Annotated in this window: 14 protein-coding genes; 13 read left to right on the forward strand and 1 reads right to left on the reverse strand. The window is 41.8% G+C overall.

All coding sequences use genetic code 11. The annotated features are described in order from the left end of the window. The first annotated feature begins 4 nt into the window (after positions 1-4). The 13 genes from MWU82_RS05945 (at position 5) to MWU82_RS06005 (ending at position 19,118) form a co-directional block, all read left to right on the forward strand. On the forward strand, positions 5-1,603 hold the full coding sequence (locus MWU82_RS05945) for a solute:sodium symporter family transporter (RefSeq protein ID WP_247095629.1): 1,599 nt from the start codon (positions 5-7) through the stop codon (positions 1,601-1,603). Between the two features lie 35 nt (positions 1,604-1,638). Continuing rightward, on the forward strand, positions 1,639-3,114 hold the full coding sequence (locus tag MWU82_RS05950) for a CoA-acylating methylmalonate-semialdehyde dehydrogenase (protein WP_247095631.1): 1,476 nt from the start codon (positions 1,639-1,641) through the stop codon (positions 3,112-3,114). Between the two features lie 12 nt (positions 3,115-3,126). Then, positions 3,127-4,032, forward strand: a complete 906-nt coding sequence (locus tag MWU82_RS05955; protein WP_247095632.1) for a sugar phosphate isomerase/epimerase — start codon at positions 3,127-3,129, stop codon at positions 4,030-4,032. 43 nt (positions 4,033-4,075) lie between these two features. After that, entirely contained in the window at positions 4,076-5,086 is a 1,011-nt protein-coding gene (gene iolG / locus MWU82_RS05960; RefSeq protein ID WP_215947269.1) for an inositol 2-dehydrogenase, read from the forward strand. 286 nt (positions 5,087-5,372) lie between these two features. After that, positions 5,373-5,957 carry an RNA polymerase sigma-70 factor gene (locus MWU82_RS05965; RefSeq protein WP_247095633.1) on the forward strand — a complete coding sequence of 195 codons (585 nt, stop codon included), beginning with the start codon at positions 5,373-5,375 and terminating at the stop codon, positions 5,955-5,957. 57 nt (positions 5,958-6,014) lie between these two features. Then, on the forward strand, positions 6,015-7,163 hold the full coding sequence (locus MWU82_RS05970) for a FecR domain-containing protein (RefSeq protein WP_247095635.1): 1,149 nt from the start codon (positions 6,015-6,017) through the stop codon (positions 7,161-7,163). Positions 7,164-7,341: 178 nt separating this feature from the next. Then, complete coding sequence (locus tag MWU82_RS05975) at positions 7,342-10,863, forward strand: SusC/RagA family TonB-linked outer membrane protein (protein ID WP_247095636.1); 3,522 nt, start codon at positions 7,342-7,344, stop codon at positions 10,861-10,863. 11 nt (positions 10,864-10,874) lie between these two features. Further along, complete coding sequence (locus tag MWU82_RS05980; RefSeq protein ID WP_247095637.1) at positions 10,875-12,455, forward strand: SusD/RagB family nutrient-binding outer membrane lipoprotein; 1,581 nt, start codon at positions 10,875-10,877, stop codon at positions 12,453-12,455. 177 nt (positions 12,456-12,632) lie between these two features. Then, complete coding sequence (locus MWU82_RS05985; RefSeq protein WP_247095639.1) at positions 12,633-14,123, forward strand: amino acid permease; 1,491 nt, start codon at positions 12,633-12,635, stop codon at positions 14,121-14,123. Positions 14,124-14,335: 212 nt separating this feature from the next. Then, positions 14,336-15,712: a glutamine synthetase family protein gene (locus tag MWU82_RS05990; protein WP_247095641.1), complete on the forward strand. Its 1,377-nt coding sequence runs from the start codon at positions 14,336-14,338 to the stop codon at positions 15,710-15,712. Positions 15,713-15,716: 4 nt separating this feature from the next. Further along, positions 15,717-17,102 (forward strand): aldehyde dehydrogenase family protein, encoded by a 1,386-nt coding sequence (locus tag MWU82_RS05995; protein ID WP_247095642.1) that lies wholly within the window; start codon positions 15,717-15,719, stop codon positions 17,100-17,102. A gap of 40 nt (positions 17,103-17,142) precedes the next feature. Further along, positions 17,143-18,315, forward strand: a complete 1,173-nt coding sequence (locus MWU82_RS06000; protein WP_215947276.1) for an iron-containing alcohol dehydrogenase — start codon at positions 17,143-17,145, stop codon at positions 18,313-18,315. 2 nt (positions 18,316-18,317) lie between these two features. Beyond that, complete coding sequence (locus MWU82_RS06005) at positions 18,318-19,118, forward strand: type 1 glutamine amidotransferase (RefSeq protein WP_247095644.1); 801 nt, start codon at positions 18,318-18,320, stop codon at positions 19,116-19,118. Between the two features lie 107 nt (positions 19,119-19,225). On the opposite strand, the gene MWU82_RS06010 is transcribed toward MWU82_RS06005, so the two are convergent. Beyond that, positions 19,226-21,484 carry a GH92 family glycosyl hydrolase gene (locus MWU82_RS06010; RefSeq protein ID WP_247095646.1) on the reverse strand — a complete coding sequence of 753 codons (2,259 nt, stop codon included), beginning with the start codon at positions 21,482-21,484 and terminating at the stop codon, positions 19,226-19,228. Positions 21,485-21,495: the final 11 nt, after the last annotated feature.

Raw genomic sequence — 21,495 nt, forward strand, 5'->3', positions numbered from 1 at the left:
CCTTATGAACTCTGATCTCATCATCATTTTAACTTCATTCCTGATTTTTACGGGAGGAGTTGCCTTTTTTACTTGGTACAGTCTTAGAAAAACGAATCTAACCTCGTCCGACGGTTATTTCCTTGGAGGTAGAAGTCTAACGGGAATAGTCATTGCAGGTTCCATGTTGCTGACCAATATTTCCTCGGAACACCTTATAGGGATGAACGGTAATTCCTATGTTAATGGTTTTATTGTTATAGCTTGGGAAGTTACTTCCTCTATTGCGCTGGTAATTGCGGCCATTTTCTTTGTTCCCAAATATTTAAAAATGGGATTGACCACCATACCCCAGTTTTTGGAAAGTAGGTTTGATGGCATGACAAGGACCATGGTGGCTGCCATCCTAATATTTTCATTTGTGGTTACCCTTTTGCCCATAGTCCTATATTCTGGTGCCATCGGCATTGAAAGCCTGTTTGGGGTTTCCGAGGCTCTAGGGGTCAGTAAATCCGAAGGATTATGGATCACAGTGGTCATTATTGGGGTCATAGGGTCTATATATGCCATCTTTGGAGGCTTAAAGGCTGTGGCCTATTCCGATACCATTAATGGCTTTGGACTTTTATTGGGAGGTTTGTTGATACCAATATTGGCGTTGATGGCCATAGGAGATAACAACATCTGGGACGGATTGGTGAAGGTATATGATTATGCCCCGGAGAAATTCAATGTGGTAGGGGCAAGGGATTCCGTATTACCCTTCGAAGTGCTTTTTACGGGCCTGATCATTAATCAGCTCTATTTCTGGGGAATGAACCAGACAATCATCCAAAGGGCCTTGGGGGCGAAAAATTTGAAGGAGGCCCAAAAGGGACTTTTAATAACGGGTCTTTTTAAGATCTTGATTCCCTTAATAATTGTGCTGCCCGGGGTAATTTGTTACTATTATTTTCAGGATACCTACTTTGACCAACAGGACACGGTTTATCCACAATTGGTCAAAAAGGTTTTACCTGTTTGGTTGATAGGCTTTTTTGCTGCCGTAATCATGGGAGCGGTATTGAGTACCTTTAATTCGGTATTGAATTCGGTGGCCACCTTGTTCAGTATGGATATTTATAAGAAGCACATTGCAAAAAATGTCAGTGATACCAAACTGGTAAAGATTGGAAAAGTTACTTCCGCAGTATTGGCGGTAGCGGCCATCTTCGCAGCTCCCATGGTGGCCAATGCCTCGGACGGACTGTATCAATTGCTGCAAGAACTTAACGGAATATTTTTTATTCCTATTGCCTCCATTTTATTGGCAGGGTTCTTTATGAAAAAAGTCTCGGCAACCGGGGCTAAAGTGGCCCTAATATTTGGGCTCTGTTTTTATATTTTTATGACTTGGGGCTACACTAGCCACGGTATCCATTTTGTACATCTATGGGGCATAGAATTCGTGCTGAATGTAGCTATAATGTATTCGGTGTCCTATTTCTATCCCAACAAGAACTTGTATGAAATTACCGATGTTGGCGCTGTAAACCTAAAAGCTTGGAAATACACTGTTCCCATGTCCATTGGTCTGTGCGCCGTTACTGTATTAATATATGTTTTGCTCTGGAACAACCAGTAGCAATACCATGATCAAAATTATTAAATAATTAAAAAATGGAAATTCTAAAAAATTATATCGATGGAGCTTGGACACCAAGCACATCCAAAGAAACAATAGATATTGTAAACCCTGCTACCCAGGAAATCTTGGCCAAGGTGCCTTATGGAAAGGGTACCCAAAAAGATGTTGATTTGGCGGTAGCTTCAGCGTCCAAAGCATATCAGGAATGGAGTAAGGTTCCGGTGCTTAAAAGGGTTCAAGTGCTATATCGGTTAAAGTCCCTAATGGAGGAAAATACCGAGGTACTTGCCGAAATTATTACCAAGGAATCTGGTAAAACCTATGGGGAATCCGTAGGGGAAATTCAAAGAGCAATCGAAAATATTGAGGTAGCCTGTGGAACGCCTATGTTAATGGCGGGAGATGTTATTGAGGATATTGCTACGGGAATAGACGAGATGATGATCAGGCAGCCTATAGGCGTGGCAGCTTGTATAACCCCGTTCAACTTTCCCAGTATGATTGTTTTTTGGTTCTTGCCCTATGCCATTGCAACGGGTAATGCCTTTGTGGTAAAGCCTTCCGAAAAGGTGCCCATGACCATGATGAAGATTTTTGAATTCATAGATCAGCTGGATATACCCAAAGGGTTGGTCAGCTTGGTGCACGGAGGCAAGGATTCTGTGGATGCCATTTTGGAACACCCTACTATTAAAGCAGTCAGTTTTGTGGGTAGTACCCCGGTGGCCAGGTATATTTATTCCAAGGGCACGGCCAATGGAAAGAGGGTACAGGCACAGGGTGGGGCCAAAAACCCGGTAGTGATCCTGCCCGATGCGGATATTGAAATGTCCACAAGAATAATCGCGGATTCCGTTTATGGATGTGCGGGCCAAAGATGTTTGGCCGCTTCTACGATTATCACTGTGGATGACCAAAAAAGACAGATAAAGGATGCTCTCTATGAAACCGTTAAATCCAGAACTACCGGTTACGGTTTGGACAGGGAGGTTAATATGGGGCCTGTAATTACTCCTGAAAGTAAGGCGAGAATAACTGGATTGATACAAAAAGGAATAGATGAAGGTGCCAAAGTACTATTGGACGGTCGAAATGCTTCCATTGCGGGCTATGAAAAAGGAAACTTCCTAAACCCTACTATTTTGGAGAACGTAGCCTTGGACAAGGAACTTATTAGGACGGAGATTTTTGGCCCCGTGATGAGTCTTATATCCATGAAAAATATAGATGACGCCCTAAAGTTTGTCAATAGTGGGAATTACGGAAATATGGCCTGTTTGTTTACCGGTAGCGGCGCCAATGCCAGAAGGTTTAGAAATGAGGCCGATGCCGGAAATATTGGAATCAATATAGGGGTGGCGGCCCCTATGGCCCAATTCCCCTTTAGTGGTTGGAAGGATAGCTTTTTTGGCGACCTGCACGGTCAGGGCAAACATTCTATAGAATTCTTTACACAGACCAAGGTAATTATAGAAAGATGGCCGAATATTTGGTCAAGAAAATTTTAATCGGATTATAAAATGATGAAAATCGCAAATGCTCCATGCTCATGGGGCGCCTTGGAATTTGACCTGGAGGAAAAATCCGAAGAGATAGGTTTTGAACAGGTTCTGGATGAAATAAAGGAAACTGGATATATTGGTACCGAATTGGGCGACTGGGGCTATATGCCCACCACGCCCAGCCTACTAAAGGTGGAATTGGACAAAAGACATTTGGATCTTTTGGGAGCCTTTGTTCCTGTTGCTTTGGCTCAGGAGTCCAACCATGATGCAGGGGTGATCTCCGCCTTAAAAGTAGCGGAGCTTATGTTCAATGCCGGCTACAAAAATTCCTTTATTGTATTGGCAGATGATAATGGTTCCATACCGGAACGTACCAAAAATGCGGGGAGAATTACAGCGGCAATGGGACTCACGGAAGAACAGTGGAAAGTATATGCCGCGGGTGCAGAAAAGATAGCGAAGGCAGTGAAGGATGCCTATGGCATAAGAACAGTGTTCCACCACCATTGTGCGGGATATGTAGAAACCCCTGAGGAAATAGATAAGCTTATGGCCTTGACCGATCCGGATTTATTGGGATTGTGTTTGGATATGGGGCATTATGCCTTTGGAGGAGGTGATCCCGTAAAGGCCCTGAAAAAGTATGGCAAAAGAATATGGCATGTCCATTTTAAGGATTATAGTCCAGAAGCCGCCAAAGCTTCACGGGAGGTAAACGGGGATTATTTTGATGCCATTAAACGTGGGGTGTTTTGTGAGTTGGGGAAAGGTGCGGTAGATTTTCAGGCTATTGTAAAATTGTTGGAAGAAATGAAATACAATGATTGGATCGTGGTGGAGCAGGATATTTTACCAGGCATGGGAAACCCAAAAATATGTGCACAGGCCAATAGGGACTATATAAAATCCTTGGGGCTTTAGGTAATTGAATATTGAGAAAACTATCATTAAGAAATATAAAACGATGACAAAAGTTAAATTCGCCGTAGCAGGATTGGGAAGGATAGGGAAGATCCATTTGGAAAACCTGCTTCAGATGGACCATGTAGAAGTGGTAGCCGTAATGGATCCTATGGAAGAATGTCGGAAATATGCGCAGGAAAAGAAGATACCTCATATCACGGATACCTTTGAGCAGTTATTGGCTATTGCACCCTTCGATTCCGTGGTCATCTGTTCCCCAACCGATACCCATGCCGATTATGTTGAGATGGCGGCCAAAGCGGGTATCCATGTTTTTTGCGAAAAACCGTTGGATCTATCCATGCAACGCGTTGTTGAGGTTTTAAAAGTGGTCAAAGAAGCCAATATTAAATTGATGTTGGGTTTTAATCGCCGGTTCGATAAGGAGTTTAGAAAAGTTCATGATTTGGTAAAGCAGGGTGCCGTAGGGCAGCCCCACTTGGTGAAAATTACAAGTCGGGACCCAGGAGCACCACCGGTAAGCTATATTAAACAATCCGGAGGTCTCTTTTTGGATATGACCATACACGATTTTGATATGGCCAGATTTGTAGTAGGTAAGGAAGTTCAGGAGGTCTATGCCAAAGGGGCAGTTCTTGTGGATCCTGCTATTGGCGAGGCCGGGGATATAGACACCGCAGTGGTTACCTTGACCTATACGGACGGTACCATGGCCGTTATAGACAATAGTAGGGAAGCTGCTTATGGCTATGACCAAAGAATAGAGGTTTTCGGATCCAAGGGAATGGCGCAGGCAGACAATAATTATGAAGATTCACATCGTCTTTATACCAACAAGGGAATCCTAGGGGCACTACCCCTGCATTTCTTTTTGGAAAGGTATGCGGCAGCTTATAAATCCGAAATGGCCAGTTATGTGGCAAGTCTAAAAAATGGTGATGCCATGGCGGTAGACGGCACCGATGGATTACGGTCACTGCAAATTGGACTAGCTGCCATAAAATCATTAAAGGAAAAAAGACCCGTAAAAATTGCAGAAATAGGCAATTAGGTTCCGAAAAATTAAGAAAATCTAAAATCAATTTTTATAGGCTGAGTAAAAAAAATTGATTCTTGGTTAAATTGTAATTTTTTGTTAAATTGGGATGAATTTGTATTTATCAAGAATTGGGATGCTGCTGGGCAAGGGAAACGAATTGGATGCATTACCTATAAATTTAGAATGATCGGGATGGTGAAGAGGAAAGTTTAGATGGGTCCCTAGGCCATTTTAATAGGAAGAAGATGCTTTCTAGGTTGGTAAATTCATAGAACCGGAATTTAAACCCATTTATAAGTTGAAAAAAGGTCAGCCTAATATCAACAATGAGCTTTTTCTTTCCCTTTTGGAAAAGGGTGAGAAGTGCGCATTGGAGACCTTGTTCAGACTCTACTATACCAAACTCGTACAAATTGCAAAAGGATATCTAGTCTACCAACAGGAAGCCGAAAGTATAGTACAGAACGTATTTCTTAAAATATGGGAAAATAAAGAATCTCTGGGCGAAGTGTCCAATATTAATAATTATTTATATACCATGACCAAGAATTTGTGCCTGGACCAACTGAGGCACGAAAAGGTTAAAAGGAACTACATAGATAACAGTTATCGCCTAAAATCTCAAATTCAGTATAAATTTATTCATGATGAGGCGGCCTCCCTGTTACTTGAAAATGAATTGGAAAGCAAAATAATTCAGAGCATAGAATTATTACCTGAAAAATGTAAAAATATTTTCAAAAAGAGCCGACTAGAGGGATTGAAGCATGGTGAAATAGCTGTGCAGATGGGCATTTCACACAAAACGGTAGATAACCATATTGCCACTGCCCTGAGGCATATGAGGTTTCATTTAAGGGAATTTATCTCAATTTCCCAATAAATTTATTATTCAGCACTAGGTGTAAATCTTTTTTGAATCGTCTATAAATGGTAACACATGACGATGCTGGATCAAAAAATATATAAATACTTAAGGGGTACTGCAACTTCAAAGGAGGAAAAGGAAGTTCAGGACTGGATTGTTTCTTCAGATCAAAATGCAGAAAGATTCTTTGAGATCAAGGCCAAATATGTGGCCTCCACCTTGGGTGATACGGATGTAGATTTAGATGCTTCTTACCATGGCATTTTCAATACCAATAATCCTACTTCCAGAAATAGAGGTCGCATTCCAGGAACAATTTTGAAATCTGCTGCTGTTTTAGCAATTCTTGTAGGGCTAGGTTTTATATTTAGGGATGTCATTATAGATTCCCGTACGGCACCAATTATTCCTGGGGATGCCATTATATTACAATTGGAAAATGGGAATATTGAGGTAATTTCTGAAGGTGGGGCTACTAAGGTGGTAGATACAGAAGGTATTGTATTGGGGGCACAACAAGGGTCACAATTAATCTATAAAAACAATGGGACTTCAAAAAAGGAGTTGATCTACAATACGCTCACGGTTCCCTATGGCAAAAGATTTGACTTATTGCTTTCCGATGGTACAGAGGTAACTCTTAATTCAGGAACATCCCTCAAGTATCCAGTACAGTTCTTAAAAACAAAAAACAGGCAGGTTTTTCTGGATGGGGAAGCTTTTTTTAATGTAGCTAAGGACTCGGTAAATCCATTTATAGTCAATACTAATGAACTTAATGTACGTGTACTGGGGACAAAATTTAATTTATCCTCCTATCCGGAAGATCAATTTGTCAATACTACGCTTATAGAGGGGTCAGTTTCGGTTTACAATGAACGGGACACTTTTGATTCTTCCAATGCTTTTTTGCTGGAACCTGGCTTTAAGGCAGAATGGAATAAAAACAATAAACAAATTTTAGTAGAAGAAGCAGATATTGCTATGCATACCGATTGGTTGAATGGGAAAATCATATTGAGGCATGTGCCTTTTAAGAATATTGTGAAAAAATTGGAACGGCACTATAATGTGGATATCGTGAACAATAATCCCGAACTTAATGACGAATTGTTTACGGCAAGTTTTGACGTTGAAAGCATTGATCAAGTGTTTAAAACCTTCAACGTCACCTACGAAATGGAATACAAGATCAACGACAGACAAATAATTATCAACTAACTAACTAAACAAAACAACAGCCAATGAATTAGACTTTCCAAAATTTGAACAGATCACAATATTTTTTGAACACTTAAATTATAAGGTGTAAAAGCAAAAAAAAAATCGGAAAGTGCGCCAACACTCCCCGATAGAACGTGATTAAATTAATTAACCACTTAAAAAACACTGCAAAAATATGAAAAACCTAATTAGGCTGGGGAGGGAATCCCATTTTCAGCTACAATATGATTTGAAAATGAAGCTAACTACATTGTTGCTATTGATTGTTTCGTTTTTTCAAATTCATGCTAACGAAACTTATGGTCAAAAGACCAAAGTTACCTTGAACCTCGAAAATGTAAGCGTAGAAAGTGTATTGAACAAAATTGAGTCGCTTACAGAATTCAAATTCATGTATAATGATAAGGAGGTAGATTATAAAAAAATTGTCTCTGTGAGCGCTGATAAAGAATTGGTAACTACAATTCTTGATAGAATTTTTTCTAAGATGCACATTACCTATGAGGTATTGGATAAACAGATAGTGCTTAGGCCGGAAAAAAATATTCCCCCTTTAACTAGGGAGGAAGAAAAAAAGGTGGAGTTATATCAGCCGTTTAAGGTAAATGGTACTATTTTGGACAGCGATGGTAGTCCTTTGCCTGGGGCGAACGTATTGGAAAAAGGAACTACCAACGGTACCCAGTCCGATTTTGACGGTAATTTTTCCTTAGATGTAAATGGGCCAAACGCAGTTCTGGTCGTTTCATACATAGGGTTTACTACCACGGAAAAGTCACTAAATGGGCAAACCAATGTCTCCATTGCCTTGGAAGAGAGTGCTACAGGTCTAAGTGAAGTAGTAGTAACCGCCTTGGGTATTAAGAGGGAAAAGAAGTCCTTGGGATATGCGTCCCAGGAGCTTGATGGAGACCAGGTATCCGCGGCTAGGGAACCCAATCTTTTAAATGGCATTTCAGGAAAAGTGGCCGGTCTACAGATTACCAACAGCCCCTCGGGCCTGGGAGGTTCTGCCAGGGTATCTATAAGGGGTGATGCTTCCTTGAACATCAATGGCAACTCCCCTTTGTTTATTGTGGATGGTACTCCTATTAGCAATGAAATTGTAGGTTCCAGCGGTTCTGGAACACAGGATGTGGATTACGGAAATGGGGCTTCCGAAATAAATCCTGAGAACATAGAATCCATCAACGTGTTAAAAGGTCCTGCCGCCGCGGCACTTTATGGGGCCAGGGCTGCTAACGGAGCCATTATTATAACCACTAAAAAGGGAAATACCAAAAAAGGCCAATTGGGAGTTAGCATCAATTCTGGAATTACAATGGAAAGTGTTTTGTTATTGCCAGATTGGCAAAACGAATACGGTCAAGGTAACAACCAGCAGTTTGCATTTGTTGATGGAAGTGGAAGTGGTATCGCCGATGGTGTTGACGAAAGTTGGGGGCCAAGATTGGACACTGGGCTAATGATTCCACAGTTTGATTCACCCAGGGCCGATGGAACAAGGGGAGGAGACTACCTGGTGAGCGATTCGCCAATTACCCCTACACCATGGGTGTCCATGCCGGACAATACCTTGGATTTCTTTAATACGGGATACACAAAGACCAATAGCATTGCCATTTCCAAATCTGGAGACTTGGGCAATATCAGGTTCTCCTACCAAAATTTGGATCAGGAGGGCATAGTACCCAATACGGACCTAAGGCGAAATAGCTTTAATTTGAATACAGGCCTTAACCTTACCGATAAATTAACGATCAATACCAATGTAAATTATATAAAATCCGATAGTGACAATAGGCCATCCCTAAGCTATGGTACGGAAAGTATCATGTATCTCTTTATTTGGTACGGTAGGCAATTGAATACCAATAGTATGAGGGATTATTGGATGCCCGGCAGGGAAAATCTTCAGCAGTTCAACTATAATTACAATTATCACGACAACCCTTTCTTCAACGTATATGAGAATACCAATTCACAGAACAAGGACAGGGTATATGGAAATATTAGTGCCAATTACACCATAAACGATAATTGGAGTTTAATGGTAAGGACCGGGAGGGATTTTTATCGAGATCTAAGGACCAAGAAAAGAGCGTTTAGTACCCAGCGTTTCCCTCTAGGTTATTATAGGGAGGACAATGTATTTTTTGAAGAATCCAATACGGATTTCCTTTTGTCCTATGATAAGACCTTCAACGAAAAATGGAACGTAAATATATCTGCCGGTGGCAACCAATTTCGTCAGAAACAGGAGTATACACAGACAGTTGCCCCGCAGTTGATCAATCCCGGCGTGTATTCCTTTAATAACACCAGAAGACCGCTCGAGGTATATACCAACAACGAACAGAAGAGGATAAACAGTCTCTATGGTTTTGCCAGGTTTGCCTATGACAATTTGCTTTTCTTGGATGTAACAGGACGTAACGATTGGTCCAGTACACTGCCTACGGATAATAATTCATATTTCTACCCTTCGGTTACCTTGAGTGCCATAGCTAGCGATATTTTTAAAATGCCGGAATTTGTGTCCTTTGCAAAATTAAGGGCGGCATATGCCGAGGTGGGTAATGATACGGACCCTTATAAGTTGTCCAGTTTCTTTACCAATGAAACACCTTTTGGGGATAATCCAATTTTAACGGAATCCTCTTTGATCCCCAATGCCGATTTAAAACCTGAGATTACATCATCCTATGAGATTGGTGCCGATATCCGTTTGTTCCAAAGTAGGCTGAATTTGGATGCTACCTATTATGATGGGCGTACCAAGAACCAGATCATACCTATAAGCACGGATATTTCCAGTGGATATACCAGTAAGTTGATCAACGCGGGTGAAGTAAGGAATTATGGGTTCGAGGCCATGTTGAACGTTGTTCCCGTGAGGACGGAAAATTTCAGTTGGAACACTATGTTCAACTATTCCAGAAACAGAAGTGAGGTTACCGATCTGGGAGGTATAGATTATACGCTTACAGAAAGGAACAGTGTTTTTATCCAAGCTAGGGAAGGCGGTTCCATCAGTGCTATTTATGGAAGGGGATTCCAACGCGTAGAAGATGAGAACAGTCAGTATTATGGCCAAATGATCGTAAATAACAGTGGTATCCCCATTAGGACGGACGATTTGGTGTTTCAGGGCGATTATGCCCCTGATTATACCTTGGGAATACTCAACAGTTTTAAGTATAAATCTTTGGATTTTGGATTTATGTTCGATATAAGACAAGGGGGAATAGTAGTATCCAGGACCAAAACGATAGGATCCACTTCTGGGCAATTAAAGGAAACTTTGGAAGGAAGGGAAACTGGAATCGTTGCAGAAGGGGTATTGGAGACATCTCCTGGGGTATATACGCCCAACACCATAAACGTGGATGTTAGGACCTACAATAACCGCTACTATGAGCGGGATAATGTAGAGGCGGCCAAATATGATGCTTCATATACCAAATTGCGCGAAGTAACTTTGGGCTATAGTCTTTCCAAGAAAATTATAGATAAGCTTCCCATAAGTAAGGCAAGATTATCCCTGACAGGTAGAAATTTGGCACTTTGGACGGACAACCCTCATTTTGATCCGGAAACGGTCTCGGTTGCTGGTGGTACCCTGCAGCCCGGTATAGAGAATATGTCCTATCCCAGTACCAAAACATACACTCTGAATTTACAAATCGATTTTTAATTGCATAAAAGATGAAAAACATACATATATCAAAAAAGGGTTTCTTCGTGATGTTTCTTTTGGCAGCTTTCATGGGTTGTACGGAAGACTTTGAGGAAATAAATCAAAACCCCAACTTTCCCGAGCAGGCTTCCTCGGAACTGCTTTTGCCCGGGGTTTTAAGACAAATGGCCTATAACTGGGGTAACCAAGGATGGGAAGAAGGCTTTACAGTAGTTCAATATGGAGCTCGACTGCAGTTTACCTCCGGGGATATATACCAGTGGTCCCCGACCGACAATCCATACAACGATGCCTATGACGGGCTGCGCGATATTGAGAATATTATTCGTGATACCAGGGAAAATCCGGATCGCCAGAATTACTATGGCGTTGGGCTGATCGTTAAATCGTGGATCTATTCCTATCTAACGGATTCTTATGGCGATGTCCCCTACACGGATGCTGTAAAGGGGATCAGCGATGATAATATTACACCCGAGTTTACGCCTCAACAGGAAATTTATGACGGATTATTGGCCGACCTAAAAGCCGCCAACACCGCATTGACAGGTACTCAAAATATATCCGGGGATATATTGTACGGTGGTGATGTATTGAAATGGAGGAAGTTTGCCAATTCGCTCAGGCTTCGTCTCTTAATGAGGATAAGTGATGTGGATCAATCCAAAGCTACCGCCGGTATGGTGGAGATTATGGGAGATCCAACAACCTATCCCATATTTGAGAGCAATGGGGATGCAGCATTATTGCAGTGGAATTCCGATAATCCACAACCCAAATATAATACCCGATCCGGTAGTTTTGATGAGGTTAGGTTGAGCCTTACCTTGGAGACCAGATTGAAGGATCTAAATGATAGAAGACTTATCGTTTTTGCACAGCCTACTTCCAATTCCGGAAAAGGAATCTATTCCGACAATTTGGATGATTACGTAGGTATGCCCAACGGTTTGGACGATGAGGCGGCCTTAGGGTACAGCCCCACCGGAAACCCCAATGAGGTAGGGTCCAATTTTATCTCCAGAATAGGGATTTTATTGGCGTGCAGGGCCTGTAACGTGGAGCTTGCTTCACCAACAGCTTCCCAGACGATCATAATGGATTATTCAGAGCTTCAGTTTATCCTGGCCGAGGCTAGGGAAAGAAATTTCATAACTGTAGGCGATGCCGCCACTTACTATGAAAATGGTATAAGAGCTTCCTTTTCGTATTATTTGGATAGGATAATTGCTGGGGGATGGAACGAGATTGCTGCCGACCTACAAGCTTTTGACCTGGATGCCTATATTGCACAAACGGCAGTGGCCTATACAGGAACAACCGCTGAAAAGCTGGAAAGAGTAGCCTTGCAAAAATGGATAGCCCTCTTTTATACCGGTTTTGAAGCCTGGTCCGATTGGAGACGTACCGGAATGCCGGAAGTAATACCTGGTCCTGATGCTGTAAATGATAAAAAGGTCCCGGTGAGGTTTCAGTATCCAAATGCTGTGAAATCAACAAATAATGCCAACTATCAGCAGGCCGTTACCCGTATGGGGGGAGACGATTTAAATACCCTACTTTGGTGGGATGTTGCCAGTAATAATTAAATGTTCAATTAATATAAACTTATTATGAATCTTACGGACCATGGGGATTCCTCCCCATGGTCTTTTTATTGACAATATTAATCCTTCAAGTTTAAAAGGTGATATTTTTCTTATTTCATGGTATATTAGTTACCAACTTAGAAGTGTATAATCAAACCAAAAACCAAGAGAATAGATATGAGCAAAGGCGTTAAGTACAAGAAAATGGACAAATCCTATTTTGAATCCAGGGAACTTAAACGCCATGCAGGTGTTTGGTCCTTATGGGCTTTGGGTGTAGGAGCCGTGATATCGGGACATTTTTCCGGATGGAACCTCGGTTTGGCATCTGGGGGATGGGGCGGTATGTTCGTTGCTACCTGTATTGTAGCCGTAATGTACATTGGACTTACCCAGAGCGTTGCAGAAATGTCTCCAGCCTTGCCGCATACCGGTGGTGCTTATTCTTTTGCCAGATCGGCCATGGGGCCTTGGGGCGGATTTTTTACTGGTTTGGTAGAGAATTTGGAATTTATACTTACTCCGGCCGTAATCGTTTTTTTTCTTAGTAATTATATGCAGGGTATTTTTGAGACGGCACCAGAAATGTTGCCTTTTTGGTGGTTCGGATTTTATACGGTCTTCACCCTTTTGAATATTGTGGGGGTAGAGTTATCTTTTCGTTTTACAGTGGCCTTAACTTTATTGGCTTTGGGATGTTTGGGCATATTTTGGGTGTCTTCTATTGGAAGTGCCGATTTTATGACTTATGCCTTGGATATAAAGGCGGGCGCCGACGGAAGTGCAGAACATTTGGAAGGAGGAGGAGGTTCCCTTTTCCCAATGGGATGGGAAGGGGCGCTTAAAGCAATGCCCTTTGCTGTGTGGTTGTTTTTGGCTATTGAACAGTTGCCCTTGGCAGCTGAAGAATCCGTTGATCCCAAAAAAGATATGCCCAAGGGATTGACTTATGGCATCATCACCTTGATTATTTCGGCCTTTTTAATCCTTTGGCTAAATGCCTCCATACCTTTGGGGTCCTATGCACTTTCACAGTCTGGAGAACCTTTATTGGACGGATTTAAGGTGTTGTATGGGGATAATATAGCCAAGCTCTTGGCCTTGGTAGCCTCCATTGGCCTGTTGGCTTCTTTTCATACCATAATTTTTGCGTTTGGCAGACAGATTTATTCCTTGTCCAGGGCCGGATATTTCCCTGTAATATTGTCCTTGACCCATAGCAAAAGAAAAACGCCCTATACCGCATTGATTCTTGGCTCTCTCATTGGTTTTACGGTTTTAATGGTTACCAAATTTTTAGCCGGTAATGAAAGTGAGGTATTTATTGGGGGTGCTTTATTGAACATCGCTGTTTTTAGTGCCATGCTCTCCTATATTTTACAATGTGGTTCCTTTTTGTTGCTAAGGAAGAATAAGCCTGATCTTGAAAGACCCTATGTTAGCCCGTTTGGAAAACTAGGTGCTTGGTCCACTATTTTCTTGGCCAGTGTAATCATATATTTTCAGTTACAGGATCAGTCATATAGAACGGCAGTATTTATATCCATTGGGTATTTGATCATTGGGTTGGTGTACTTTGGGCTACAAGGTAGGCATCGATTGATACTCTCTCCAGAAGAAGAGTTTGCCTTGGAACACGATGCAAAAAAAGCAAACGTAAAAAACTAAATTTTATAGCTAGAGGTGGGCATTATTCAATAATTTTATGGAGGATTTTTATTTAGGGATGGGAGTTGTGGAAACAGGAATATGTATCAACGGGCTATAATGTTGAATCATGGAATAAGAATAGAATAATCAACCAGAAAGTAGTCAAGTGAAACCTTACGTTCCATTAAGAGGTTTTCATTGGGCCAATAGAAAACAATAATAATAAACCTATGAAAAAGGAAGTACCAAAAATGACCATAGAATCGGTCAAAAGTTATATACAGGAACATCAAATTGAAAATATAAAGCTGGCCGTTGTTGATGTCGATGGCGTACTCCGTGGGAAATACGTAAATTCCAAAAAGTTCCTATCCGCTTTGGACAAGGGATTTGGTTTTTGTAGTGTAATCTTTGGTTGGGACTCCAATGATGTATTATATAAGAATGATTCCTTTACTGGCTGGGCAGACGGTTTTACCGATGCCAATGCTACAATAGATGCCTCCAGTATGCGAATGTTGCCAACGGAAGACTTCAAGTCCATTATTTTTTTGGTGGATTTTTCCGAGAGTAGTGCTGCTAGTGTTTGTCCAAGATCTATACTGCGCAAAACCTTGGAAAGATTGGGGAACTTAGGGCTTAAGGCAAGTGCCTCTTTTGAATTCGAGTTTTTCCTTTTTAATGAATCCCCTAAATCCGTTCGCGATAAGAACTATCATAATTTGGAGCCGATGACCCCAGGTAATTTTGGATATTCCATATTGCGAAGTTCTACCCATGCCAATTTTTATCATGAAATAATGGAACTCTCCAAGGAGATGGAAATGCCTTTGGAAGGACTGCATACAGAGACTGGTGCAGGGGTACTGGAAGGGGCGCTTGAATATTCCGAAGCGTTAAGGGCGGCCGATAATGGAGCATTGTTTAAAAATTTCGTAAAGGTTTGGGCACAACAAAACAATTTGATGGCTTGCTTTATGGCCAAATGGTCTTCCAGTTATCCCGGTCAATCCGGCCATATTCATATTTCTTTGCAAAATACTGATGGTACATCTGCCTTCTACGATAAAAATAAGGCAAATGGCATGTCCGATGTGATGCGCTGGTTTATTGGAGGACAGCAAAAGTTAATGCCCGAATTTTTGGCCATGGTGGCCTCTACATGTAACAGTTATACGCGACTCATACCGGGTTTTTGGGCTCCTACGGCGGCCTCATGGGGTTTAGATAATAGAACCTGTGCCCTTAGGGCCATCCCTGGTTCCGAAAAGTCACAAAGAGTGGAATACAGGGTGTCTGCAGCCGATATTAATCCCCATTTGGCACTGGCAGCCGCTATTGGTTCCGGATTGTGGGGCATAGAGAATAAAATTGAACCTACAAAAGGAGTTGAAGGAAACGCTTACGATGTAGACTTCTCCCAGGAACTTCAGTTGCCCAGGACATTATCACATGCTGCTGAGAAATTTAAGAATTCAAAAATTGCACGGGACCTGTTTGGTGATATATTTGTGGATCATTATGCGTATACCCGACTATGGGAAGATCAACAACAACTTGGAGCTATAACCGACTGGCAATTAAAACGTTATTTCGAAATAATTTAAAAAAATGATAAATACCATATCACCTATAGACGGCACTATTTATTATACTGCCGAAGAACATGGCCCAAAGGACATTGAACAGGCCCTAGATTTGGCTGAAAGTGCTTTTCCAATTTGGTCCAATCTTACCATTGCCGAGCGTGCTAAGTATATAACGGCCTTCGTGGATGCCATTGTACAGGATAAAAATGATATAGCCCTCGAAATAACCTGGCAAATGGGGAGGCCCTTGGGACAATCCCCTGGAGAAATAAAGGGTTTTGGAGATCGTGCCCATTATATGATCGGAGTGGCGGAAGAGGCTTTGGGCGACTATAAAGTTGTAGATGCCGAGAATCCGGATAAAAGATGGGTAGAGCGTGTTCCAATCGGGGTTGTTAGTGTGTTGAGCCCATGGAACTATCCTTTCTTGACCTCTGTAAATGCTATTGTTCCGGCTTTAATGGCAGGAAACGTGGTAATTTTAAAGCATTCGTTTCAAACCCCATTGGTGGCGGAACGTTATGCCAAGGCAGCTGCCAAGGCCGGATTGCCAAAAGGCGTTTTTCAAATACTGCACCTGAACCATAAAAATACAGCCCAATTAATTGCGGATAGCCGTATAGACGGGGTGTACTTTACAGGCTCCGTGCAGGGTGGAGTAGCCGTTCAAAATTCATTGCAGAACAAGTTTATTCCCTGTGGTTTGGAATTGGGAGGAAAAGATCCCGCCTATGTAATGGCCGATGCCAATTTGGAGAATAGTGTAGAAAATTTGGTAGATGGAGCATTCTTTAATAGCGGTCAATCTTGTTGCGGTATCGAAAGAATTTATGTTCATGAAACCCTTTACGACAAGTTTGTAGATGGATTTGTAGCGCTTACAAAGCAGTACAAGTTAGGGAATCCTTTGGATGCCGGGACCAATTTGGGGCCTATGGTAAAGACCGATGCGGCCAATTACGTAAGAAAACAAATAGAGCAGGCCTTGGGTAAAGGGGCAAAATCCTTGGTGGCGGAGTCTTTGTTCTCATCATCCAAAAAAGATACCCCTTATTTATCCCCTCATGTGTTGGTCAATGTGGATCATACTATGGACGTAATGACCGAGGAAAGCTTTGGACCTGTAGTAGGTATAATGAAGGTTAAAAACGATGAAGAAGCATTGCGATTGATGAATGATTCCCAATATGGACTTACCGCTTCCCTGTGGGCAAATGATATGGATAGGGCTATTGATTTGGGGAGGAAAATAGAGACTGGTACCATATTCATGAACCGTTGCGATTATTTGGATCCTGCCTTGGCTTGGACGGGTGTTAAAAATTCCGGTAAGGGCGTTACATTATCAAAAATTGGATACGACCATGTTACCCGGGTGAAATCGTTCAATTTTAGAAAAGGGAAATAAAATTTATAAATCAATTTATTGAATTAAAAAATAAGAATTAATGCAATTAGCAAATACAAATTGGAATTATCCTACCACCATCTGGTTTGGAAATGGTAGAATAAATGAAATCTCACAGGCATGCCAAAAATTGGGGATCAAGAATCCTTTATTTGTTACTGACGAGGGCTTGGTGAAATTGAATATTGTTGAAAATACCATAAACATCTTAAAAAAGGATGGGTTAAATTTTACGGTATACAGTGATGTGCAAGGAAATCCTACCGAGAAGAATGTTGTTGACGGAGTGGCCCATTATGTAAAACATAAACATGATGGAGTTATAGCCTTTGGAGGTGGTTCTGCCATTGATGCGGCCAAGACCATCGCATTTATGTCTGGACAGACCAGGTCTCTTTGGGATTTTGAAGATGTGGGCGATAATTGGAGTTATGCCGATCCTGCCGGAATTGCTCCCATTATAGCTGTCCCCACTACTGCCGGCACAGGGTCGGAGGTAGGTAGGGCATCGGTGATTCTGGATGAAAAATTGCATACCAAGAAAATCATTTTTCACCCAAAAATGTTACCGGCAATAGTGATATCCGATCCCGAACTTACTTTGGGCCTGCCACCACATATTACGGCTTGGACCGGAGTAGATGCCATGGTGCATGCCATTGAGGCCTATTGTGCTCCAGGGTATCATCCTATGGCCGATGGTATCGCCATTGAAGCCATCCGCATTATTGCCAAGTATTTGCCAATAGCCGTTAAGGACGGAAAAAATTTGGAGGCTAGGGGGCAAATGCTGGTAGCTGCCTCTATGGGGGCAACGGCCTTTCAAAAAGGATTGGGTTCCGTGCATTCCGTGGCCCATCAATTGGGAGCCATTTACAATAAGCAACACGGTTTGTTAAATGCTATAATATTGCCATATGCCTTAAAACAGAATAAGGCGGCTATTGAGGATAGAATGGTGCATTTAAGTAAAGTCCTTGGATTGGAAAAGGAAGGTACCGATGCTATTATCGATTATATAATCGGTCTGAGAAAAGAATTGAATATTCCGCATACATTGAAAGATATAGACATTAATACTGATAACGCCAAAGAAATAGGGGAAATGGCTTTTAAAGATCCCTCGACACCTTCCAACGCAAAACCTGTTAACGCAAAGGATTTGGAGCAACTTTTTAGAGTAGCGGTAACTGGAGATATAAATGGACTGTAAGCGTGAAACTGTTAATTGTAGAAGGAAATAACGAACAAACACGCCTGCAAAGGGGGGCTTTTGGTATAAAGCCATATCATCTAATGTTCCAAGAAATGCTGAGGGGCTTGGTCCCAAAGGCACAGACAGATTTTGCCTTTCCGGCCGATGGGGCAAGTGAATTGCCTACAGCTGCACAATTGGAAAAATATGATGGGGTATTGTGGACAGGCAGCTCCCTTAGTGTCCTTGATGATATCCCTGATGTTCAACAGCAATTAAATTTTGCCTCTGAGGTTTTCAAGAGCGGTGTACCGTTTTACGGCAGCTGCTGGGGCATGCAGATAGCTACTGTAGTAGCTGGGGGCAAGGTGGCACTTAGCAAGAACGGCTTGGAGTTTGGAATCTCCGAACCAATTGATCTTACCCCGCTGGGAAGGAAAAGTCCGTTAACTTCCCACCGTCAAAAGACGTATTCAGCACTGTGTATTCATTATGATGAAGTAGCAAAGGTGCCCGAAAACGCCATTATTTTAGCCAGTAATTCCCATTCCAAGGTGCAGGCCATGACATTCGACTTTAAAAAAGGTTCATTTTTTGGGGTGCAATATCATCCTGAATTCAATCCTTCGGACATGGCATTGATAGGCTTGTTTTTATCAGAAAAATTGGTCAAAAGCGGTGCTTTTAAATCTTTGGAGGAAGTAAAGGAATTCGCCTTATCATTAAAGGAACAGAAAGGAATTCCACCGGAGATTTGCGATTACCAACTCCATACCCAAGAAATAATGGCTTGGTTAAAGTTAATAGCTGGAAAACAATAGGAAGAACTTTTATAAAATTAATAAACGGATGGATTTTAATTATTAATCCATCCGTTTATTTTGTTTTGGACTCATAGCCAAGTCTCCAAATTAACTACACTCCTTTTTTAGTTGTTTTTAAAAGCACTGGTATTGGGGCTTTTCCCCATTTCAAATTCTAGGACATCACCATTCATTATTTGAGTATAAGTGATAAAAGGTTCATCCAATATCTTTCCGTCCAATTTCAGGGATTGAATGTACATATTCTCTTCGGAGAGGTTGTTGGCTTTTATCTTAAAGGATTTTGGCTCACCGTTCTTGCGTAGACTAAGGGTGAATTCTGGAAATTGCGGAGCCCCAATGGCAAATATTTCCGTTCCCGGAGTGACAGGGTAAAATCCCATAACCCCAAAAACGTACCAAGCTGACATTTGTCCGCAATCATCGTTTCCGTTGATTCCTAGAGGATGATTTCTATAATTAATGGTTGAGGTGTGCTTACGGATAAGCTCTTGGGTTTTCCAAGGTTGCCCTGCATAGTTGAAAAGGTAGGCATAATGATGTCCCGGTTCATTATCATGACGGTAGTGCTTCCCATCAAAATTTTCATTTAATTTGGCGGCATACTTATCCTTTCCTCCAAAGAGTTCAATGCTTCCTTGTATATCGTGCATGGCCCCAAATAAATAGGTCCATCGTCCACCTTCCGTAAAACCTTCCTGTACGTTTTTGTCCCAATCCCCATTAAATAGACGGGCATTTAGGAAGCCGGTCTCCTTATTGTAAAGGTTTTTGTAGTTTTTGCTCCATCCCATTAATCTCTCATAGTCTTCCATTTTACCCATATCCTTGGCCATTTGGGCAATGCTATAGTCATCTATTCCAAATTCAATGGTCCTTGTAACTGATTCCCGAGTCTTATCGGCTGCCACATACCCTAAGGAATGATAGTAGGTGAGTCCGCCCCTTGCCTCGTATAAAGTACCTTCATCCCTGTCCCCCCATGGCTTTTCGGTGTCTCTATAAGGTGGGTGCATGGCATTTTTTCTAACGGCTTCATAGGCTAGATCTAGGTCGTAATCCCTAAAGCCTTTTATATAGGCATCCGCAATTACGGCGTCGGCGTGGGTCCCCGTCATGATGTTGGTATAGGTGGGATTGGGCCATTTTGGCAGCCACCCGCCCTCTTGGTACATCTGTAATAAGGATTGTATCATAGGGCTAACCCGTTCTGGATGTGTAAAATGCAGTAGGGGGTGCAGGGCCCTAAATGTATCCCAAAGGGAGTAGTCGTTATAAGAAACCCCTTCATGGACCTTATCGTCAAACGGACTGTAATAGCGGCCGTACTCTGAAAACTCCCTAGGGAACAACATGGTGTGGAACAAGGCGGTATAGAAAATGCTTTTTTGATCTTCCGTAGTTCCCTTTACTTTAATCCTGGAAAGATTTTCTTGCCAAATATCCCGGGTGTTTTCTACCACTTTGTTAAAATCCCAATCTGGTATTTCCTTGGATAAGTTTTCACGGGCTTGATCCAAGCTTATAAAGGAAGTGGCAATTTTGACTTTGATCTTTTCATTTTTTTCCGTTTTAAAACTAATGTATCCGCCCATTCTGGCTCCTGTCTGCTCCTTGCCCATTTCTATGATATCGGGCTCCGTTCTAAAGGAATTCCAAGTTCCAAATCGCTCAAAGGGTTTATCAAATTGAATTATAAAGTAGCCCTTAAAGTTTTTGAGTTCAGGACCTAAATGGGAAGACATCCTCTCAGGATTGTAACCAGTAATTTCTCTTTTATTTTCATCTATTTTGATATACCCGTGAAACGCCTTTTTGTTTTCCGTAATATTAATACCTTGGATAATGATATGGGATTCATCGGACTTGGGAAAGGTGAATTGAAAGATGCCACAGCGGGAGGCAGCTGCTATTTCCCCTTTTATTTTTCGACTTTTATCACCCATGGAAACACTGTAATAATTAGGTTTGGATATTTCATCCTTATGGGTAAAGGGCAAGGCCCTGTCTTTGGGAAGTAGTTTTAATTTCCCTACTTGAGGCATAACGGACACGTAGCCATAATCGCCCATCCACACCGTAGGTTGGTGAGTGGCCAAAAATCCCTGAATGGTATTGTCTTCATAAAAGTATGGCATTTCACTGATCTTATTTTCCCGTGTCTGTGCCACAAAATTGGTCATTGCAAAAGGGGTCCCCACGCAGGGCATGGTGCCTCCACCATCCCTGCCTTCCATAAAGCCGGCTGATGGGGTTCCAATCAGTGGATTTACATAGTCAACCTCCATTTTGTTTTGGGCGGATAAAACTGTTATCCATAATAGAGGAAGAAGGGAGTACAAGAATTTCTTATTCGTTTTCATGTAAAAGATAA

The sequence above is a fragment of the Arenibacter sp. S6351L genome (assembly GCF_023016025.1).
Classification (GTDB): domain Bacteria; phylum Bacteroidota; class Bacteroidia; order Flavobacteriales; family Flavobacteriaceae; genus Arenibacter; species Arenibacter algicola_B.